The organism is Pseudomonas sp. SA195 (genome assembly GCF_054131565.1).
This window is the reverse complement of sequence record NZ_CP096392.1, coordinates 2,531,271-2,551,762: the sequence shown is the minus strand read 5'-3', so window position 1 is coordinate 2,551,762 and position 20,492 is coordinate 2,531,271. Positions and strand designations below refer to the sequence as shown.

Here is a 20,492-nt window from a genome sequence, read left to right as displayed (position 1 = left end):
ATCTATCTCCCTTCGAGCTTGGCGCTGATGACTTGTGCAAAGTGGCCGATGTTGCGCAGCGACTCGAGCTCAGCCGTGCGGAACTTGATACCGAAGCGCTGCTCAGCCGCGACGGTCAGCATGACGTGGGTCTGGCTGTCCCAGCCGTCTATATCGTTGGCGGTCATTTCCGGTGCGAGGACAATGCTGTCGTCGTCGAACACGTCGTGGAAAACGGGGGTCAGTGCCTGGAGTACTTCTGCTTCGGTCATGCCTTTACCTCGATGAAGTGGCGGGAAGTGCGGGGGCTGGTGAGGTCGTAGCGCCAGAAGGTCGCGTCGGCGGGTGCAGTGCCGGGCGCTGGATGCTGGATGAAACCGAGCCGTGGGTAGTGTTCGGCCACCATCGCGTTACGCTCGGTTGGCCGGTACTCGCCGATCAGGGCGCGGTAGCCGGCGGCGATTGCAGCGCTGACCAGCACGTCGAGCACGGCGTCTTCGACCTGCCGGCCAAGTACTCGACAGCTCATCAGCCAGCTGTCGATCAGCAGTTCGTCATCGCTGACCGACGCGTCCGGGCAGGCGAGCACAACGCTGATCAAGCCGTTGTCGCCGAACTTGTCCGCCAGCCGGATCGCCAACGCTACGCACCGAGAGTCGTTGGCCATGCGCTCGACCTCCGCCTCGCCGTAGCGGCGCGTGGTGAGGTTGAACTGGTTGGTCTTGTTGATCAGCTGTGTGCTACGTGCCAGTTCAGCCGTTCGGATGGGAGCAGCCGTCATCACCATCTCGAGGCCCCGCAGGTAGCCTTCCATGTCCGTGGCTTGACTCATGGCGGCTTTGCGCTCGGCGTTGAGCGCATAGTTACGGCCACGGGTGGTGTCGTCCGAGGTGAAGGACACCGCTTCGAAGTAGCCAGCCGCGGCGACACGTGCGGGGTAGTCCGCCACGTCATCGGGTAGCTCCGGCACAGCCACTTCGGGCAGTTCGCGGCGCACGATGTCGCGCTCGGCGGGGTTGTCATCCACGAAGACGAGGCTGTCCAGGCCGATATCGAGCATCGACGCAATGCGCCGCAGGTTGCCGGCCTTGTCTTCCCAGTTGGCTACGAAGGCGGAGATGTCGCTTCGCTTGAGCACCATTTCGGGATGGTTGAACGCAGCCTCGGCGACACTCAGATCGTTTTTGCTGCACACCGCAAGGATGATTCCGCGCCGCGCCAACAACGCGGCATAACGCTGGAAGCTCAAAAAGGCTTCGCCACTGGGCGAGCCCTGACCAAGGTGAATGCCCTCTACGCCATCGTCGCCGACTACGCCGCCCCAGAGCGTGTTGTCCAGATCCAGTACCAGACATTTGCGGGCTAGACCGACGCTCGCTGCCGCGATGCGCGCCAGTTGGTCGCCATACAGCGGCGCAAGGTGGGGGCTGACCAGCTGCTTGGCTTGGTGCCAGCGCACCGGCTCGCCAAGGCCGTCGCCGTAGCTGCCGCGCGCGGCTTCCCAAGCGAGGTCCATGAGCAGCACACCGTCTTCACGAGCGGCCTGCCGGATGGCCGTGTTGAGCCGCTCGACCAGCGCATAGGGCGAGGCCGGCACCAGCGCCTCGAAGGAGCCGAACAACGGTGGATCGGCAGGCACGATGGTCTGTTGCACCACCTGTGCGGCGTAGCGCTCACGCGCCCGACGCCAAAGCAGGCGAAGTTCCTCGACACGCTCGTTCACCGCGGCCTCCACATCGGCTTGGCTGGCGTCGAGTGACAGTTGAAGCGGTGCATCACGTGCATCCAGCGCGAGCATGATCAGCTGCGGCGCAAAGGCGTTGAGCGCGGCATCGTCCATCAGCAGCGCCTGGCGATACATCCCATAGGGCGCGACATGGACCGAAAGCGCGAGGCGCCGATGCAACCCAGCGATGCGGATCGCAGGCACGAGATGATCGACAGTATGTGAAGCCAGCAGGGCGATACGCAGTGGTCGCAGCCCCGGCGCGCTTGCATCACCGCTGGCAACCGCGCGCAACCCTTCGCTCGCTAGCCGGTCCAGCCGCGTGGTCTGGGTAAAGTCGCGGCGATAGCCGGCCAGGCGAGCAGCCTCGGCCAGGCGAAGCATTGCATCGGGCTCGCGCTTGGCCTCGCCAATCGCCGCGCCTAGATCCGGGTGTTGTGCCAACCAAACGAGCTGATCCATAAGCAGCGGAACTCCTTGTCTAGAACTGGAAATAGAGGAATTCGGTAGGGGCCACGGAGAAGGCCACGGCGAGCGCGAAGAAGCCCAGTACGCCAACGGCCAGCCCGATCACCGGGCTCGGGCTCCAGAGCGCCACGGGAAACCAGCGCAGCAGCCAGTGCTCGCGCGGCTGGGCATCCAGGGCGGTGCGTACGCGAGCCATCCACTGCTGCACGTTGGGCATCAGCCAGACGAAGGCCAGCAACAGAGCGACCGTGAGGTAATCGGATTTGTCGAACTTGGTCGTCAGGTCGCTCAAGCCAATCATTCCGGACAGCATCGCCAGCGCGGCGGTGACGCTTTCGGCACGGAAGAACACCATTGCGACCACAACGCAGAGAAAGGTCAGCAGCACTGCGGCGCCGTGGTGCATTGGTTTGTCGCTGTCGAGCGGCAGGCCCTGGCGTGCTTTGAACGCACGGAACCCATGCGCGACGACCAGATAGAAGCCGTGCAGCAGTCCGAACACTACGAATTGCCAGCCAGCGCCATGCCATACGCCAGAGATGAACATCGTCAGCACCGTCGGGTAGGCCACCAGCACCACGAAAGTGCCGAGACTCATCTTGCCGCGACGTGGCAGCGGCTTGCCGGCCGCCATTCGCGAGCGCGTGATGCGCATGACGATGGGGTTGTAGAGATAGGCGGTGAGAAAGCGCGTCAGCGTCATGTGCCAGCGCGACCAGTAGTCGATGACGTTATGCGCTTTGAATGGGCTGTTGAAGTTGACCGGCAGGCGCAGGCCAAACATCAGGCCCAAGCCAATGGCCATGTCGCTGTAGCCGGAGAAGTCGAAATAGATTTGCAGCGTATAGGTGAGTGCGCCGAACCAGGCGTCGTACAGAGCCGGCACCGTGCCGTCCGCAGCGACCGCAAAGATCGGCGACGCTTTGGCGCCCAGTGGGTCGGCAATGATGACCTTCTTGAACAGACCGAGCAGAAATACCGTAAGGCCGAGCGACAGGTTATCCAGGCGCGGGCGGAAGGTGCTGGCGTCCTTGAACTGTTTGAGCATCTCGCCGTGGTGTGTGATCGGGCCGGCAATCAGTTGTGGGAAAAAGCTGATGAACAGGCAGTAGTTGACGAAATCGTGCTCACTGACTTCGCCGTCATCGGCGTCCACCAGATAGGCAATTTGCTGGAACGTGAAAAAGGAGATTGCCAGTGGGAGGATGATGTCGCCTACCGACCAGCCCAGGCCGAAAGCCTCATCCAGCGTGCCGAACAGGAAACCGGTGTACTTGTAGTAACCGAGCAGCGCGACGTTGGCACCGACCCCAAACACCAGCAGAACCCTGGATGAATTGCGCATCAATGCGCCGCCGAGCAGGTAGTTGAAGACCATGCTGCCGACCAGTAGCGGCACGTAGGCAGGGTTCCACCAACCGTAGAAAACCAGCGATGCGAGGGTCAGCCAAACCGCTGCATGACGTTGCCGACCACTGCCAGCAAGCAGGATGAACCCGAGCAGGACCACCGGCAGGAAACCGGCAATGAAGATCATGGAGTTGAAGAGCACTGTCCTTATCCTTGCTCAGAAAATCCTCTGCCGAACCGCTGGGTTCGGCGACAGCGTCCATGAACCAGCCCGTGACAACAGTCGTCGGTGCGCTGGCTCACCCCCGAAAAGAGCGTTTCGCTGCCAGGCTCGATCCTTCTCGCTACTACGGAGTCATCTCCTGGTCTGTGAATGCGACTGGCAGTTGTAAGAAAAAGTTGCGCCGTTCGTCTGGTAAGAAAAGTTGGCGGATGGACGGAAACATGCAGCGAAACCAAGCGAAACGGCGCGATTCAGAGCGGTTTCGGGGAGATGGCCGAACGGGGCCGAAACGGCAGCGAATGCGCGCGAATGGCGGGTACGCCGTTGCGAGAGGCGAGGCGGACGGCCAGAAAATGAGGTGTTTATCACAATCCCGATGAGCGCCATGGGCCTGGACTGAACTTTCCCATCGGTCAGCCGATGACCCACCAGTACTCCTACTCCTTTTGCGGATATATATCCCATGCGAATGACGCTGAAACTGAAGGTTCTGCTCCTGGCACTCGTGCCGATCGTTCTGTTCGCGGCAGTGCTGAGCGGCGCGGCGGCAAAGATCCTTCACTCGCTTGCCCAAGAAGAGATCGAAACCACCCGTGAGCGGCTCATCGACGATGCCCGCGCCCGTTTGGAAGACTACATGCGCATCGGTGTCAGTAGCGTCGCGCATCTCTACGAGCCGGCGGCGCAGGGCGACATGGCCAGCCGCGACGAGGCCATCGCCATCCTGAAAAAGATCAAGTTCGGCAAGGACGGCTACTTCTTTGGCCACGACTCCAACGTGGTCCGCCTGTTCCGCGGCGAAAGCCCGGTGGACGTTGGCGTCAATCTGAGCGACCGCCGCGACCCGAATGGCGTGTACGTCAACCGCGAGCTGGTTGCGGTCGCGAAGAACAACACCTACTACGTCAACTATTCCTCGCCGTTGCCGAGCAACGACAAGGTATTGGTACCCAAGCTCGCCTATAGCTACTACCTGCCTAAATGGGACCTGGCGCTGGGCACGGCGGTGAACCTGGATAACATCGAAGCGGCGCTGGACGAAGTCCGTACGGACATCGACGGCCGCGTGAACTCTATCCTCAGCAGCATCCTCGCCATCGCCGGCGTGATGCTGGTAGCGCTGGGTATCGCCGGGGTCGTGATCAGCAACTCCATTGTCAAACCCATCCAGGTAATCCGCGCTCAGCTCGACGACATCGCTGCCGGCGAGGGCGACCTGACCCACCGTCTGCCAGAGAACCGCAACGACGAACTCGGCCAGCTTGCCCGCTCGTTCAACCTGTTCGTCGGCAAGATCCACACCATGGTCAGCCAGGTCGCCGAAATGACCGGCCAGCTCACGGGCATGGTCGGTGAGGTTGCCGCGCAGGCGCAGCGTTCCGAGAAAGCGATGGAAACCCAACGCCAGGAGACCGATCAGGTCGCCACGGCGATCAACGAAATGTCCGCCGCTGCGCAGGAAGTGGCCCACAGCGCGCAAGGCGCCGCCGAAGCGGCTCAGCAGACCGACCGTGAAGGGCAGCAGGCCAAGGCAGTCGTGGATACGAGCATTCGCCAGATCCATGCGCTGGTGGAGGAGATTCGCAGCAGCGGAAGCTCGTTGGACGAACTGCAACAGGACGTGCACGCCATCGTCGGCGTGCTCGACGTGATCCGCTCGATTGCCGAGCAAACCAACCTGCTGGCCCTCAACGCGGCGATCGAAGCGGCCCGTGCCGGTGAAGCCGGACGTGGCTTCGCGGTGGTTGCCGATGAGGTGCGCGCGTTGGCCAGCCGCACCCAGCAAAGCACGCAGGAAATCCAGGGCATGATCGACCGCCTGCAGACCGGCACGAAGCAGGCCGTCGCCGCGATGGGCCGTTCGAGCGAAGCCGGGGATGCCAGTAGCGCGCAGGCCAACCAGGCCGGTGCCTCGCTGGATGCGATCTCACAACTGATTGCGACCATCAACGGCATGAACGCCCAGATCGCCAGCGCGGCCGAAGAGCAAACCGCAGTCGCGGAAGAGATCAACCGCAGCGTTCATCAGATCGCCACGGCTGTCGAAAACGTAGCCGAGGAAACCCAGCAGGGCGCCCGTACGGCACGCAACCTTGCCAACGTCGGCGAACGCCTCGGTGGGCTGGTGCGTCAGTTCCGCATCTAGGTTTGCGGGCGGCATGAGCCGCCTTCGCTAAACGACAAAGCCGGCACAACTGCCGGCTTTGTCGTTTCTAGCCCCTGGCTCGCAGCGGCGAGCGTCAGCCGAAGAAATACAGGCAGCCGGAGATCACCACGCCCGAGTACACCAGCATCAGCAGGCAGTAGCCCATGATGTCCCTTGCGCCGAGGCCGACGATGCCGAGGATCGGGAGCGCCCAGAAGGGCTGGATCATGTTCGTCCAGGCATCGCCCCAGGCGATCGCCATGGCAGTAACGGCCGGGGCCACGCCCAGCGCCTGGCCGGCAGGCAGCATGATCGGGCCCTGCACGGCCCACTGGCCGCCGCCAGACGGCACGAAGACGTTCACCAGGCCCGCGCTAAGGAAAGCCAGCACCGGGAAGCTGTCGGCCGACGACCAGGCGATGAAGGTGTCGGTGATCTGCTTGCCTAGTGACAGCCCGTCGGCATTGGCGCCGACCATCATGCCCATGATTCCGGCGTAGAACGGGAACTGGATGACGATGCCGCTGATTCCACCGATGCCATCCTGCACCGCGCGCATGTAGCGCTCCGGCGAGCCATGCAGTGCCAGGCCAATGAACAGGAACAGACCAATGACGATATTCAGTGTCAGCGCGAAGCCGTTCGCGGCGAAGTAGTAGCCGAAATAAACGACGCCGAGCGCGACGATCAGCAGATTGAGGATCCGGCTGTCATCCAGGCGCTGGGCGAGCGTGGCGCGGGGGAGGGCGTTGTGCTCGGGGTCGCGCAGCAGGGCGGGATCAGCGGTTTTCGGGGTCTTCGGATGCATCGCCCAGTTGAGGATCGGCAGGCCAATGACGAGCAGCGCGATGATGGTCAGGTTCATGGGTGTGAACAGCGTTTCGCCGACACCCAGCGCCGTGGTGACAACGCCACCGGTCATGCGCTCGAGGTCCGCACCGCCGGTGGCCAGCGAGAGCGGGATCGAGCCTGACAGGCCGCCGTGCCAGATCAGGAAGCCTGAATAGGCCGAGGCGACCAGTAGTGGGTAGTCCACGCCTTTGACCTCACGTGCCAGCGCACGGGCAAAAACGGCGCCGATCACCAGGCCGAAACCCCAGTTGATCCATGACCCGGCCAGTGCGACCAAGGTGACCAGCACGATGGCGCGCCCCGGCGAGCGTGCCGTGCGAGCGAGGCCGGCAAGCAAGCGATGAATTGCCGGGGCGCTGGCCAGCGCGTGGCCAGTGACGAGGATCAGCGCCATCTGCATGGCGAAGGTCAGCAGGTTCCAGAAACCGGTGCCCCAGTGCTGCGCCATGGCGGGAAGGCCTTGGCCGGTCACCGTCATGCTCGCAACGAGCACGATAAGGCTGAGCAGAATGGCGAAAACGAAGGGCGAGGGTAGATAGCGTTGTACGAGCTTCACGCTTGCCGAGGTGATGGCGTTGAGCATGGATTGGTCCTTGTTCTTATTGCTGTGCGTTGTGGTTGTCGCTGTTTATCCGTAGCCGCTCTGCCTGCGACTGTGGTTTCAAACCCCCCGTCGCGGTCGGGTCGCAGGTAGAACCTGCTCCTACAAAAAAGCGCTGTGCTGTAGGGGCTGGCTCTGCCTGCGACTTGCGGGTGCAGCCTCGGGGTGGTTCTGGTCGCAGGTAGAACCTGCTCCTACAAAAAACCGCTGCTGTAGGAGCTGGCTTTGCCTGCGACTTGGGATTTCAGCCTCGGGAGTGGTTCCGGTCGCAGGTAGAACCTGTTCCTACAAAAAAGCGCTGCTGTAGGAGCTGGCTCTGCCTGCGACTTGCGGTTTCGGCCTCGAGGTGGTTCCGGTCGCAGGTAGAACCTGCTCCTACAAAAATCGGATCAGGCGCGCTCGATGGCCAATGCCACACCTTGGCCGCCGCCAATGCACAGGGTTGCCAGGCCTTTCTTCGCATCGCGGCGGATCAGTTCGTGCAGCAGCGTCACCAGTACGCGGCAACCGGATGCACCGATCGGATGGCCGAGTGCAATAGCGCCGCCGTTGACGTTGACCTTGTCCGCGTCCCACCCCAGCTCCTGGCCGACAGACAGAGCCTGCGCTGCAAACGCTTCGTTAGCTTCGATCAGGTCGAGGTCGTCCAGCGTCCAACCGGCTTTCTCAAGGCAGCGGCGCGTGGCGGAAACCGGAGCGATGCCCATGATGGCCGGGTCGACACCCGCATTGGCGTAGCCGGCAATCTTCGCCAGTACGGGCAGCCCGAGCGCTTGGGCTTTGGCGGCGCTCATCATCAGGACCGCGGCGGCGCCGTCGTTCAGACTCGAAGCGTTGCCGGCAGTCACGCTGCCATCCTTCTTGAACGCGGGCTTGAGCTTGCCCAGTGCCTCGGCCGTGGTGCCGGCGCGGGGCTGCTCGTCGGTGTCGAACACCAACGGCTCGCCCTTGCGCTGCGGGATTTCGATTGGGGTGATCTCGCCCTTGAAACGCCCGGCCTCAATAGCGGCCACAGCCTTCTGTTGAGAACCGGCAGCGAACGCGTCCTGCTGCTCGCGGCTGATCGCGTACTTGTCGACCAGGTTCTCGGCGGTGATGCCCATGTGGTAATCGTTAAAGGCGTCCCAGAGGCCGTCGCTGATCATCGAGTCGACCATCTGAGCGTGCCCCATGCGCAGCCCAGTTCGGGCCTTCGGCATCACGTAGGGCGCCAGGTTCATGTTCTCCATACCCCCTGCGATGATCACTTCCGCGTCGCCGCAGCGAATCGCCTGAGCGCCCAAATGCAACGCCTTCAGGCCCGAGCCGCAGACCTTGTTCAGGGTCAGTGCTGGCACGGCGTGTGGCAGGCCTGCGGCAATCGCAGCCTGGCGAGCGGGATTTTGTCCGGCGCCAGCAGTGAGCACCTGGCCGAGAATGACTTCATCCACCTCGGCAGGGTTCAGATGGGTCTGGGCGAGCAGTCGCTTGATGACAGCGGCGCCCAGTTCATGGGCAGGGATATTAGCCAGCGCGCCCTGGAAGGCGCCAATGGCGGTACGGGTGGCGGCGACGATGACGACGTCTTGCATATTCATGCTCCAGTTGAAATGGATGTTGTTCTAGTACCGGTAAGTCGTTTTTCAAAGATGCGGATGGTCAACGCAAGCGTTGCTGAATGTCCACGGTCCCGTAGAGCCAACCTGCTGGCGATCCGCAGTCCCGCTCACCCGCTGATCGCGATGGATCGCTCGACGTTCCCAAGCGAATACATGCGTATCTAGAACGTCATTTCCGGCACATGATCCGGCACGACCAGCTCGCCGGCCGTCTTGGCGCGGATCTCCTCGATGCTAACGCCCGGCGCGCGCTCCTTGAGGACGAAGGCGCCGTTTTCAATCTCGAGGTAGGCCAGGTCGGTCAGCACGCGTTTGATGCAGCCGGCGCCGGTCAGCGGCAGGTTGCACTGGGGTAGCAACTTGGACTCGCCATCCTTCGAAGCGTGGGTCATCAGCACGATGATGTTCTCGGCTCCGGCGACCAGGTCCATCGCGCCGCCCATGCCCTTGACCAGCTTGCCGGGGATCATCCAGGAGGCGATGTTGCCCTGTACGTCCACCTCGAAAGCGCCCAGCACGGTGAGGTCGATGTGGCCGCCTCGGATCATCGCGAAGGACTCGGCCGAGTTGAAAATGGAGGCGCCCACGCGCGCGGTGACGGTCTGCTTGCCGGCATTGATCATGTCGGCGTCGAGTTCTTCTTCGGTCGGAAAGGTGCCCATGCCGAGCAGCCCGTTCTCGGACTGCAGCATCACGTCCATGCCCTCGGGCACGTAATTGGCGACCAGGGTAGGGATGCCGATACCCAGGTTTACGTAATAGCCGTCCTGCAGCTCGCGGGCGACGCGCTGGGCCATTTGTTCGCGGGAAAGTGCCATGCTGGAATCCTCTTCTTGTTCTGGTCAGCTACGGACGGTGCGCTTTTCGATGCGCTTTTCGAAGGTGCCGCAGATAAGGCGGTCGACATAGATGCCGGGGGTGTGGATCTGGGTTGGGTCCAGCTCGCCGGGCTCGACGATCTCCTCGACTTCCACCACCGTCACCTTGCCGGCAGCAGCGGCCAGCGGGTTGAAGTTCTGCGCAGTGTGGCGGTAGACGACGTTGCCGTAGCGGTCGGCCTTCCAGCCTTTGACGATCGCGAAGTCGCCGACGATGGCGTGCTCGAGCACGTAATGGCGGCCATCGAATTCACGCACCTCCTTGCCCTCGGCGACCGGCGTGCCGTAGCCGGTTGCGGTGAAGAACGCGGGAATGCCTGCCCCGCCTGCACGCATCTTCTCGGCCAGAGTGCCTTGAGGCGTCAGTTCGACTTCAAGTTCGCCGTCGAGCAGTTGGCGTTCGAATAGCGCGTTCTCGCCGACATAGGAGGCAATCATCTTGCGGATCTGCCGGTCTTCAAGCAGCAGGCCCAGACCGAAGCCATCCACGCCGCAATTGTTAGAGACCACTGTCAGGTCGCGCGTACCGCGGCGCTTGATTTCCGCGATTAGGTTCTCGGGAATGCCGCACAGGCCGAAGCCACCCGAGAGGACAGTCATGCCGTCCTCCAACCCTTCGAGTGCCTCAGCGTAGGAGTTGACGCGTTTGTCGAAACCAGCCATGACCAGTCCTTCTTATTGTTAAGAGTACGGGCGAGTGTTCACGGCGAGCGACTATTTGTTAAGTTGATTTTTACGTTCTATTAATGAATAAAACCAAACAATAGGCTGTTGCCGAGGGATACCCATGACCGTCAAGCAGCTTCGTGCGTTTCTCGCCGTCGCCCATACGCTCAGCTTTGCCCAGGCATGCGAGCGACTGCACCTGTCGCAATCCGCGCTCAGCCTGACGATCAAGGCGTTGGAAGAAAGCCTGGGCGGGCGACTGTTCAGCCGCACGACACGCGCCGTCGGCCTGACGCCCGAAGGGGAAGCCTTGTTGCCATTGGCTCGGCGCCTGTTGGCGGACTGGGATAACGCCGAGGATGAGCTGCGCCAGCGTTTCACCTTGCAGCAGGGCCGGGTGGCGCTGGCTTCCATGCCGTCGTTTGCGGGCAACGTGCTGCCCGCCATTTTGCGGACCTTCAGCGACCGCTACCCGTCGATCAGCGTTACCGTGCATGACGTGATCAACGAACAGGTGATGGAGTTGGTGCGTGACGGCCAGGTCGAGATCGGCATTGCCTTCGAGCCCGAGCCGACCATGCCGCTGAGCTTCACGCCGCTCTATAGCGACCGTTTCGTCGCGGTGGTGCCGGCCGATTCGGCGTTAGCGAGCAAGGCCGAAATTGGCTGGGACGCTTTGCTCGGCTACCCATTCATCACCTTGCAGCGCCCATCTACCGTGCGCTTCATGCTGGAGGATCACCTGCGCCAACGGGGGCGTTCGCTGCCCGTGCAGTACGAAAGCCACCAACTGGCCACCGTTGGGCGCATGGTCGCCAGCAGCTTAGGGGTCAGCGCCGTTCCGGCGCTGTGTCGTAACCAGATGCTAGAAGTGGGTGCGCGCTGCGTGGCGCTGGGCGATCCGGTGATCGAGCGATCAGTGGGTGTCCTGACCAAGCCGGGGCACGAGTTGTCAGTCGCAGCGCAGGCCATTGCCGACACCCTGAGCGCGGGCAGTTATCCGGCTATCAACCTATAAGCTGAGTGTGTCGATAGAGCGAGCGTCTGATTGCGATCGATAAAAACGATTAGCGGTATTACAGAAGGGCAGAGTGCGACCGATAAGTGAGCATGGATCAGGTTGGCTTGGCCGCCTGTCCGCCAGCGCCCCTCGCGGCGCGCGGTTGGCTCATACATAGATAGGTGACTTATATGTCTCTTCGAAATTTTGGTATCGCGCCCCGGGCTGCTTTGGGGTTTGGTTTGGTCGCACTCTTCCTGTTGTGCATCGGCATTTTTTCGCTGACGCAGATGGCGCGGATGGACAGCGCTTCTGAAGACATCAATAGCAACTGGATGCCCTCTGTCACGACGCTCAAAGACATGAACCAGTCGATTCTCCGGCAGCGGATCTTTACCCTGCGGGCGCTTGTCATGACGGATGCAGCCTCGCTGGCCAAGACTACGACCACCATCGTGCAGTTGCGGGACGAGGTGGCTAAGCAGTTTGAGGTTTACAAGCGCTACATAACCGGCCCTGAAGAGCAGGGGCTCTTTGATCGGCTCACAAGCGTCTATGGCGTTTATCTGAGTGATCAGAAGCAGATCCTTTCTCTGGTAGATCAAGGTCGCCTCGACGAGGCACGGGATTATCTCAACGGCACGATGGCTGCCGACGCTGATGCGCTGATGCAAACCCTGATCGCGCTTGGAGAGTTCAATACCAAAGGCATCAAAGCCGCCGCTGACATGTCCGCCGAAACCTACGATAGCTCCCGTATTTCGGTCATCACTTCTATCATCATCGCGGCACTGGTTACCGCACTGCTGGCCTGGCTGCTGATCCGCAGCATCGTCCAGCCGCTGGCCGAAGCGGTGAAAGCTGCTGAAGTCATCGCCTCAGGCGACCTGACCCGACCGATCGTCGTCGTCGGCAAGGACGAGCCGGCGCGCCTGCTAGAAGCGATGAAGCGCATGCAGGCCAGCCTGCGTGACACCATTCAAAACATCTCCGATTCATCCAACCAGCTGGCGGCTGCCGCCGAAGAGCTGAACGTCGTCACTGAGGACTCCAGCCGCGGGCTGGCGCAGCAGAACGGTGAGATCGAGCAGGCCGCCACAGCGGTCAACCAGATGACCGCTGCGGTCGACGAAGTTGCGCGCAACGCCGTAGCGACCGCCGAAGCGTCACGCGAATCCGAGCGTGCCGGCCGCGAAGGTCAGCAACAGGTGACGCGCACCGTGCAGTCGATCAACGCACTGGCGGACGGTGTGACCACCACGGCTGGGCAAGTGGGTGAGCTGGCCGACAAGGTCCGCGACATCAGCAAGGTACTCGACGTGATCCGTGCGATCGCGGAACAGACCAACCTGCTGGCGCTCAACGCCGCTATCGAAGCGGCGCGGGCCGGTGATGCCGGCCGCGGTTTCGCGGTGGTGGCTGATGAAGTGCGTGCGCTGGCGCATCGCACCCAGCAGTCGACCCAGGAAATCGAGGAAATGATCGGCGGCATCCAGCACGGCACCGACCGCGCCGTTCAAGCGATGCAGCTGAGCAACGAGCAGGCGCGCTCGACGCTGGTCGTCGCTCAGGCGGCTGGCGAGGCCCTCGATCAGATCGCGACGGCCATCGCCACTATCAGCGAGCGCAATACCGTTGTGGCCAGTGCATCGGAAGAGCAAGCCCAGGTGTCGCGTGAAGTGGACCGGAACCTGGTGAACATCCGTGACTTGTCGATGCAGACGTCGGCGGGCGCCAACCAAACGAGCGTGGCCAGTCAGGAGCTTGCTCAACTCGCCGTAGGCCTGCGGGGCTTGGTGGGACGGTTTGCGGTCTGATTGCAGGTAGGTAATCAAGAACCCCGCATGGCTTGCCTTGCGGGGTTTTTATTTGCCTCGGTTTCCAGCAGCCCGGGACACGCTACTTTTCAGTGCTGCACCGGAACTGCCTAGGCGATATCCCCGCCAGCCGCTTGAAGAAGCGTGAAAAATACGCCGGTTCGGAAAATCCAAGTGCATCGGAGATATCACTGACACTCATCGCGGTATACACCAGTTGCCGCTTGGCCTCGATGAGCAGTCGCTGGTGCAACATCCCCTGCGCGGTGAGCCCGGTATAGCGGCGCGCCAGCGTATTCAGATACGCCGGCGTGATGTCCAAACGGCGGGCGTACTGCTCGACCGTCGGCTGCTCGGCGAAGTCCGCCTCCAGCAACTGCACGAACTGACTCAACAGCTGCTTGCCCCGCGTTGGCGCCTCCGGTGCGTGGGCGGTGTGGCTCTGCCGGCTGACCCATACCGCGAGCATCGCCGCCAGCGATTGCAATTGCAGCTCCCGCGCCGGAGCCGTGGCGCGGTATTCCTGCTCGATCTGGTCGAACAGGCTGTCGAGGTAGGGGCGATCCCGCCCGGCGCGATACAGCCCCGCGGCTTTCAACGACGTCTGGCCACTACCGAGCGCTTCGTCCAGCTGGGTTAGCAGAGGCGCAGCCAGCGTCAGCACGTGCCCCTCGACCTGCTCGGAAAAGCGAAAGCCGTGCACGGCCAGCGCCGGGACGACCTGCAGCGATGCCTCGTCGATGCGCGTCCGCACACCTTCGAGTTCGACTTCCGCCCAGCCGCTGCGCAGATAGAGCAGTTGCGTCAAGTCAGCATGGCGGTGCGGGCGGATCTCCCAGCCATGCAGGCGGCTGCGTTCGGCAATGGATTCGCAATGCATCAGGTCGAGTGTCGGCCACGCGAGCCCGTCGCCGTATAGCTTGAAGACGGGAACGGCAGCGGCGGGTGGCATGCGCATCAACGAAGGCTCCTGTTCGGTAATCGAACGCTGTTTATAAAAGTCCAGGTTTCTTGATGCTGGGTGCATTATCGGCGAGGCGCCGAGCGCTGACCATGAGCCTCTCGAATAAAACAATAATGCGAGGTTCGCCATGAAAACCGCGGTCGCCATCATCGGCGCAGGCCCGTCCGGGCTGTTGCTAGGCCAGCTGTTGCACAAGGCTGGCATTCCCAACGTCATCATCGAACGCCAGACGCCCGAGTATGTGCTCGCGCGGATTCGCGCCGGGGTGCTGGAACAGGGCATGGTCGACCTGCTGCGTGAAGCCGGTGTGGCTGACCGGATGGATGCCGAAGGCCAGGTGCATGAGGGCGTCGAGCTAGCCTTCGGCGACCGGCGCGTGCGGATCGACCTGAAGGCGCTGACCGGCGGTGACACCGTCATGGTCTACGGTCAGACCGAAGTGACGCGCGACCTGATGGATGCACGCAAAGCGGTGGGCGCGACGACGTTCTACGGCGTCCCTGATGTCGCATTGCATGACCTTGAGACGCAGGCCCCTTGGCTGAGCTTCACCTACGGCGGCGAGCAGGTCCGGCTGGATTGCGATTACGTGGCCGGTTGCGACGGCTTCCATGGCATCTCGCGCAAGAGCATGCCCGACGATGCGCGCCAGGAATTCGAGCGTGCCTATCCTTTCGGTTGGCTGGGCGTACTCAGCGACACGCCGCCGGTCAGCCATGAGCTGATCTATGCCAGCCATGAGCGGGGCTTCGCCTTGTGCAGCATGCGCTCGGCAACCCGCTCGCGGTATTACGTGCAGGTTGGTCTGGACGAGCGCGTCGAGGACTGGTCGGACGAGCGCTTCTGGGCCGAACTCAAACGCCGCGTGCCGGCAGATGTTGCCGAGCGGCTGGTGACTGGCCCGTCGCTGGAGAAGAGCATCGCGCCGCTGCGCAGCTTCGTTGTCGAGCCTATGCAGCACGGCCGGTTGTTTCTGGTCGGCGATGCCGCGCACATCGTGCCGCCGACCGGGGCCAAAGGGCTGAACCTGGCCGCGAGTGACGTCAGTACGCTGTGGCGCATCCTGCTCAAGGTCTACGGGGAAGGTCGCACGGATCTCGTGGCGCGCTATTCGCCGATCTGCCTGCGCCGGGTCTGGAAGGCCGAACGCTTTTCCTGGTGGATGACGAGCCTGTTGCACCGCTTCCCTGATACCGACGCGTTCGGCCGACGCATCCAACTGAGTGAGCAGGACTACTTCACCAGTACCGAGGCGGGCCTGAAGACCATTGCGGAGAATTACGTCGGGCTGCCCTACGAACCGATCGAGTAAGCCGCGCGAACGGCTGCGGGCTCGGCCGGCTGGCGTGTAAGCTCCGCCGCAGGCCCATCGCGGGGAGTTCAGGGTGAACATCGACAGCCGCATCAAGTTTCGCCATCTGCTGTGTTTCATCGAGGTTGCACGGCAGGGCAGCCTGGCGCGTACCGCCGAGGCGTTGGCCGTCAGCCAGCCAGCGGTCTCCAAGACCTTGCGCGAGCTGGAGAAATTGCTCGAGGCGCGGCTGTTCGAGCGAAGCAAGAAGGGCGTGACCCTGACCGACGCCGGCCAGGCCTTCCTGCGCTTCGCTGGCCCCAGCGTGCAGGCGCTGCGCGAAGGCGTCCGCAGCCTGCGCGCCGGCGAGCATGAGGCGGGCATCGTGCGGCTCGGTGCGTTGTCGACGGTGGAAAGTTCGCTGCTGCCAGAAGTCGTCCGGCGCCTGCATACGCGGCATGCCGCACTGGCGGTCAGCGTGATCACCGGGCCCAGCGCCTATTTGCTCGACCAATTGCGTGGCGGCCAACTGGACCTGGTCGTGGGTCGGATGACCGACAGCCCGCGCATCGAAGGCTTGAGCTTCGAGCATCTCTACAGCGAGTCGATGACGCTGGTGGTGCGCCCCGGCCATGCGCTGCTGACGACTGAGCCCGGGCGCATCGGCGATTACCCTGTGGTGTTGCCGCAGGCCGGCACGACCATCCGCCGCTACGCTGACAGCCTATTCATCCAGTTAGGCATTGGTGCGCCACCACGGCGGCTGGAGACCCTGTCAGTCGCGCTCAGCCAGCAATACGTTCGCCTGACTGATGCGGTGTGGGTTGCGCCCTTTGATGCCGTGCGCCAGGGGCTGGCCACCGGTGACCTGGTGGAGCTCGACGTGGGGCTGAAGGAGCCGGGCGGCTCGGTTGGGATCTGCAGCAATCCGACCCTGGCTCCGACGCTCGCGGTGCAGTTCTGCTGTGAAGCGTTGCGGGATGCAGCGGCGGCATTACGTCAGTAGCCATAACCTTTTGGTTATGGATCACGCGCGTCTTTTCATTTTTCATCTGCGACGCTTCGACGCAGACTGAGGACGCCTGAGTGAACGCTCTACTAATTTCAACAAAAGGAGCCTGACATGTCCGAGTTGGACACCAGCCTTTTCGTGGCGCGCAATCGGTCCCTCCACCCGCCGGCGCTGACTCCCGACTACAAGACCTCGGTCGCCCGTTCGCCGCGCCAAGCGCTGATCACCATTGCGCCTTCGGTGTCGGAAACCACCGGCCCGGATTTTTCCCACCTCGAATTCGGCAAGCACGACAACGACCTGCTGCTGAACTTCAATAACGGCGGTTTGCCGATCGGGGAGCGGATCATCGTCTCCGGGCGGGTCATGGACCAGTACGGCAAGCCGATCCCGAATACGCTCGTGGAAATGTGGCAAGCCAACGCCGGCGGCCGCTATCGGCACAAGAACGATCGCTACATCGCCCCACTGGACCCTAACTTCGGCGGCGTCGGCCGTACCTTGACCGACCGTGACGGCAACTACGTCTTCCGCACTATCAAACCCGGCCCCTATCCCTGGATGAACGGCCCGAACGAGTGGCGGCCCGCGCATATCCACGTCTCCATCAGCGGCCCGTCGATCTCGACCCGCCTGATCACCCAGCTGTACTTCGAGGGTGACCCGCTCATACCGCTGTGTCCGATTGTCAAGACCATCTCCGATGCGGAGGCGGTGCAGTCTCTGATCGCCAAACTGGACATGGGCATGGCGCATCCCATGGATTGTCTGGCCTATCGGTTCGACATCGTGCTGCGCGGTCAGCGCAAGACGTTCTTCGAAAATCGCTGAGTAGGAGCCCGAAATGCCTGTACAACTGTTGCCCGAAACACCCTCCCAGACGGCCGGCCCCTACGTCCATATCGGCCTCGCGCTCGCTGCTGCCGGCAACCCGGTTCGCGAGCTGGAAATCTGGAACGAGATGGCCAAGCCCGACGCCGAGGGCGAGCACATCCTCCTGGTCGGCCGCGTGTTCGATGGCATGGGCCACCTGGTACGCGACTCCTTCCTCGAACTCTGGCAGGCCGACCATGCGGGGGTGTACCACACCGAATTCGATCCGAAGCGGAGCTTCAACAGCTTCGGCCGCACCGCTACCACCTTCGATGCGGGTGAGTGGACGGTGCGGACGGTCAAGCCCGGGCAGGTCAGGAACCGCGCCGGTGTGCTGATGGCACCGCATGTGAGCCTTTCGCTGTTTGCGCGGGGTATCAACATCCACCTGCACACGCGCATCTACTTCGACGACGAGGCCGACGCCAACGCGAAGGACCCGGTTCTGAGCGGCATCGAATGGGCCCAGCGGCGCGAGACGCTGATCGCCAAGCGCTGCGAAATCGATGGCCAAACGGCCTATCGCTTCGACGTGCGCCTGCAGGGGGAGGGGGAGACGGTATTCTTTGACTTCTAAGGTCAACACGGCTTCGGCCGAAGTTCACGTCGCGCAGCAGGTCGTCGAGGGCTTCAGGGCGCGGCTCGAACGTCATGGCTACCAGGCTGACCCGGCACAATATGCCGCCGTCGAGCTGCTCGGCGGTTGGCTGGACAGCTGGCTGGACGGTCGTCGCGGCTGGCGGCGCGCGCCGAAAGCGGGCGTGTACCTCTGGGGCGGCGTCGGACGGGGCAAGAGCTTCGTGATGGATGCTTTTTTCGCGGCGGCGCCGGTCGTGGCCAAGCGTCGAGTGCATTTCCATGCGTTTCTTCAATACGTGCTGAGCCGTTTGCAAGCGCTGACCGGCCAGCCCGATCCATTGGCCCGCGTCGCCGCGGAGCTGGCTGCTGAAACGCGCCTGCTCTGTTTCGACGAATTCCACGTCCACGATCTCGGCGATGCCATGCTGCTCGGCCGCTTGCTGCGCCAGTTGGTCGAGCAGGGCGTCGGTATCGTCGCCACCTCGAACTACGAACCCAGCGCCTTGTGCCCGAACCCGCTGTATCGGGACCGCTTCAAGCCGACCATCGAACTCATCGAGCGCCAATTTGCGGTGCGCCAGCTCGATGGGGGCGAGGATTACCGCCAGCGTGCCGAAGGCGGCTATGTCTGGGGCACTTATGCCCAGGTGCCGGCCGCCGAACAGCCGAGGTGGGCGCTCGACCGGCTGGCTGCACCCGCGGCGGAGCGCGACGCCGTGATCGAGGTCAACCACCGGCCGTTGCGGCTCAACGCACGGGCGGGCCGGGCGGGCTGGCTGGATTTCGACGAACTCTGCCGGCTTCCGCGCTCGAGCGCCGATTTCATCTGGCTGAACGACGCATTCGAGCAGATCATCATCACCGGTGTGCCGCGTCTCGATGGTGAAGGCATCGATGTGCAGCAGCGGTTTCTCAACCTTGTCGACATTTTTTATGACAGCGCGGTGGAGCTCGTCCTGGTGGCCGAGGCCGGGCTGGACGAGCTGCTCAGCGCCGGCGCGCACGTGGACTTCGCCCGCACCCGCAGCCGTTTGCAGCAACTCAGCCCGTGGTGCGCGACGTGACGGCCCGTTTCCGCAACATGCAGGAGCTCTATTCTTGAACCGTCCGACCCGTCAGCTTCTCGATGCCTATTTCACTGCCGCGGACATGCGCGAGGTGTTCTCCGACCACGGCCATATGCAGGGCATGCTGGATTTCGAAGCGGCGCTGGCACGCGCCGAAGCCCGTTGCGGCGCGATACCCGAGACCGCCGTCGCACCCATCGAGGCCGCTTGCCGCGCCGAATTCTACGATCTCGACGCGCTGGCGCAGGCCATCACCACGGCCGGCAACTCCGCTATCCCACTGGCCAAGGCGCTGGGCAAGCGGGTCGCCAATGCCGATCCAGAGGCAGAGCGTTATGTTCACCTGGGGGCGACCAGCCAGGACGCCATGGACACGGGGCTCGTGTTGCAGATCCGTCGCGGGATCGGACTGTTGGAGCGTGATCTGGCACGTCTGGGCGATCTGCTGGCCGAGCAGGCCGAACGCCACGCCGAGCTTGCCATGCCGGGGCGGACCTGGCTGCAGCACGCCACGCCCATCACCCTGGGCATGAAGATCGCGGGCTGGTTGGGCGCGGTGACCCGTCATCGCCAGCGTTTGCAGGAACTGAAACCGCGCCTGCTCAGCCTGCAGTTCGGCGGCGCGTCCGGTTCGCTCGCGGCGCTGGGCGAGCATGCCTGGCCTGTGTCGCAGGCGCTTGCCGAGGAGCTGGGCTTGCAGCTGCCCGAGCAGCCCTGGCATACCCAGCGCGACCGACTGGTGGAGTTCGGCGCCTGGCTGGGGCTGGTGGCGGGCAGCCTGGGCAAGCTCGGACGCGACCTGTCGCTGCTGATGCAGACCGATGTCGGCGAAGTCTTCGAACCGTCAGCCCCGGGCAAGGGCGGCTCCTCGACCATGCCACACAAGCGCAATCCGGTCGGTTGCGCGGTGATGATCGCTGCCGCCACGCGCGCCCCTGGGTTGGTGTCGACCCTGTTGTCCGCGATGCCGCAAGAGCACGAGCGCAGCCTTGGTCTCTGGCACGCCGAGTGGGAAACGCTGCCGGAGCTCTGCTGCGTGGTGTCTGGGGCGCTGCAACAGGCGTTGACGGTAGTGGCAGGGTTGGAAGTCGATCCGGCACGCATGCAGGGCAATCTGGAACAGACCCGCGGCCTGGTGTTGGCCGAGGCGGTGAGTATCGCCCTGGCCCAGCGTATCGGGCGTGACGCCGCGCATCATCTGGTTGAGCAATGTTGCAAGCGTGCCGTGGCCGACGGCCGGCACCTGCGCGGCGTGCTCGCGGAAACGCCCGCCATCCGGGAGCAATTCAACGATGCCGAGCTGGACCGCCTGCTCGATCCGGCCGGCTACCTGGGCCAGGCGCGGCGTTGGGTCGACCAGGCCGTGGCGGCTCACCGGGCAATTTGATCAATCACAGGCCGC

The 20,492-nt window shown here is 63.2% G+C and carries 17 protein-coding genes; 9 read left to right on the top strand and 8 right to left on the bottom strand.

The window, feature by feature from the left end:
* Positions 1-2 precede the first annotated feature (2 nt).
* Genes M1D78_RS11690 through M1D78_RS11680 form a run of 3 tightly spaced genes read right to left on the bottom strand, consistent with a single transcriptional unit; the run spans position 3 to position 3,725 of the window.
* Positions 3-251 (bottom strand): acyl carrier protein, encoded by a 249-nt coding sequence (locus tag M1D78_RS11690; protein ID WP_437419101.1) that lies wholly within the window; start codon positions 249-251, stop codon positions 3-5.
* Positions 248-2,167, bottom strand: a complete 1,920-nt coding sequence (locus M1D78_RS11685; protein WP_437419102.1) for an HAD-IIIC family phosphatase — start codon at positions 2,165-2,167, stop codon at positions 248-250. Before M1D78_RS11685 ends, M1D78_RS11690 begins: the two co-directional genes overlap by 4 nt.
* Positions 2,168-2,186: 19 nt before the next feature.
* Complete coding sequence (locus tag M1D78_RS11680; protein WP_437419103.1) at positions 2,187-3,725, bottom strand: MBOAT family O-acyltransferase; 1,539 nt, start codon at positions 3,723-3,725, stop codon at positions 2,187-2,189.
* A 484-nt stretch (positions 3,726-4,209) separates the two neighbouring features.
* Between M1D78_RS11680 and M1D78_RS11675 the strand changes: the two genes are divergently transcribed.
* The gene (locus M1D78_RS11675) at positions 4,210-5,892 is read left to right on the top strand and encodes a methyl-accepting chemotaxis protein (RefSeq protein WP_437419104.1); all 1,683 of its coding nucleotides are present in this window, start codon (positions 4,210-4,212) and stop codon (positions 5,890-5,892) included.
* Positions 5,893-5,986: 94 nt separating this feature from the next.
* Here the strand turns inward: M1D78_RS11675 and M1D78_RS11670 are convergent, their stop codons facing one another.
* The 4 genes from M1D78_RS11670 to M1D78_RS11655 form a co-directional block, all read right to left on the bottom strand.
* Complete coding sequence (locus M1D78_RS11670) at positions 5,987-7,327, bottom strand: short-chain fatty acid transporter (RefSeq protein WP_437419105.1); 1,341 nt, start codon at positions 7,325-7,327, stop codon at positions 5,987-5,989.
* Positions 7,328-7,734: 407 nt separating this feature from the next.
* A complete protein-coding gene (locus M1D78_RS11665; RefSeq protein WP_437419106.1) occupies positions 7,735-8,916 on the bottom strand; it encodes an acetyl-CoA C-acetyltransferase in 1,182 nt (393 codons plus the stop codon).
* 188 nt (positions 8,917-9,104) lie between these two features.
* Complete coding sequence (locus M1D78_RS11660) at positions 9,105-9,761, bottom strand: CoA transferase subunit B (protein ID WP_437419107.1); 657 nt, start codon at positions 9,759-9,761, stop codon at positions 9,105-9,107.
* A gap of 24 nt (positions 9,762-9,785) precedes the next feature.
* Positions 9,786-10,484: a CoA transferase subunit A gene (locus tag M1D78_RS11655; protein WP_437419108.1), complete on the bottom strand. Its 699-nt coding sequence runs from the start codon at positions 10,482-10,484 to the stop codon at positions 9,786-9,788.
* 124 nt (positions 10,485-10,608) lie between these two features.
* Between M1D78_RS11655 and M1D78_RS11650 the strand changes: the two genes are divergently transcribed.
* Positions 10,609-11,505, top strand: coding sequence for a LysR family transcriptional regulator (locus tag M1D78_RS11650; RefSeq protein WP_437419109.1), 897 nt, complete (start codon positions 10,609-10,611; stop codon positions 11,503-11,505).
* A gap of 173 nt (positions 11,506-11,678) precedes the next feature.
* Complete coding sequence (locus M1D78_RS11645; protein ID WP_437419110.1) at positions 11,679-13,304, top strand: methyl-accepting chemotaxis protein; 1,626 nt, start codon at positions 11,679-11,681, stop codon at positions 13,302-13,304.
* Positions 13,305-13,386: 82 nt separating this feature from the next.
* Here M1D78_RS11645 and M1D78_RS11640 read toward each other — a convergent pair whose 3' ends face one another.
* A complete protein-coding gene (locus tag M1D78_RS11640; protein WP_437419111.1) occupies positions 13,387-14,262 on the bottom strand; it encodes a helix-turn-helix domain-containing protein in 876 nt (291 codons plus the stop codon).
* Between the two features lie 133 nt (positions 14,263-14,395).
* Here M1D78_RS11640 and pobA point away from each other — a divergent pair, with 133 nt between their 5' ends.
* From pobA to M1D78_RS11610, 6 genes are all read left to right on the top strand, one after another.
* Complete coding sequence (pobA, locus tag M1D78_RS11635) at positions 14,396-15,580, top strand: 4-hydroxybenzoate 3-monooxygenase (protein WP_437419112.1); 1,185 nt, start codon at positions 14,396-14,398, stop codon at positions 15,578-15,580.
* Positions 15,581-15,653: 73 nt separating this feature from the next.
* On the top strand, positions 15,654-16,565 hold the full coding sequence (gene pcaQ / locus M1D78_RS11630) for a pca operon transcription factor PcaQ (RefSeq protein WP_437419113.1): 912 nt from the start codon (positions 15,654-15,656) through the stop codon (positions 16,563-16,565).
* A gap of 117 nt (positions 16,566-16,682) precedes the next feature.
* Positions 16,683-17,402 (top strand): protocatechuate 3,4-dioxygenase subunit beta, encoded by a 720-nt coding sequence (gene pcaH / locus M1D78_RS11625; protein ID WP_437419114.1) that lies wholly within the window; start codon positions 16,683-16,685, stop codon positions 17,400-17,402.
* A 13-nt stretch (positions 17,403-17,415) separates the two neighbouring features.
* On the top strand, positions 17,416-18,021 hold the full coding sequence (pcaG, locus tag M1D78_RS11620; RefSeq protein ID WP_437419115.1) for a protocatechuate 3,4-dioxygenase subunit alpha: 606 nt from the start codon (positions 17,416-17,418) through the stop codon (positions 18,019-18,021).
* A complete protein-coding gene (gene zapE, locus M1D78_RS11615) occupies positions 18,011-19,087 on the top strand; it encodes a cell division protein ZapE (RefSeq protein ID WP_437419116.1) in 1,077 nt (358 codons plus the stop codon). The genes pcaG and zapE overlap by 11 nt, the downstream gene beginning before the upstream one ends.
* An 85-nt stretch (positions 19,088-19,172) precedes the next feature.
* Complete coding sequence (locus M1D78_RS11610) at positions 19,173-20,477, top strand: 3-carboxy-cis,cis-muconate cycloisomerase (RefSeq protein WP_457933591.1); 1,305 nt, start codon at positions 19,173-19,175, stop codon at positions 20,475-20,477.
* The last annotated feature ends 15 nt before the right edge of the window (positions 20,478-20,492 follow it).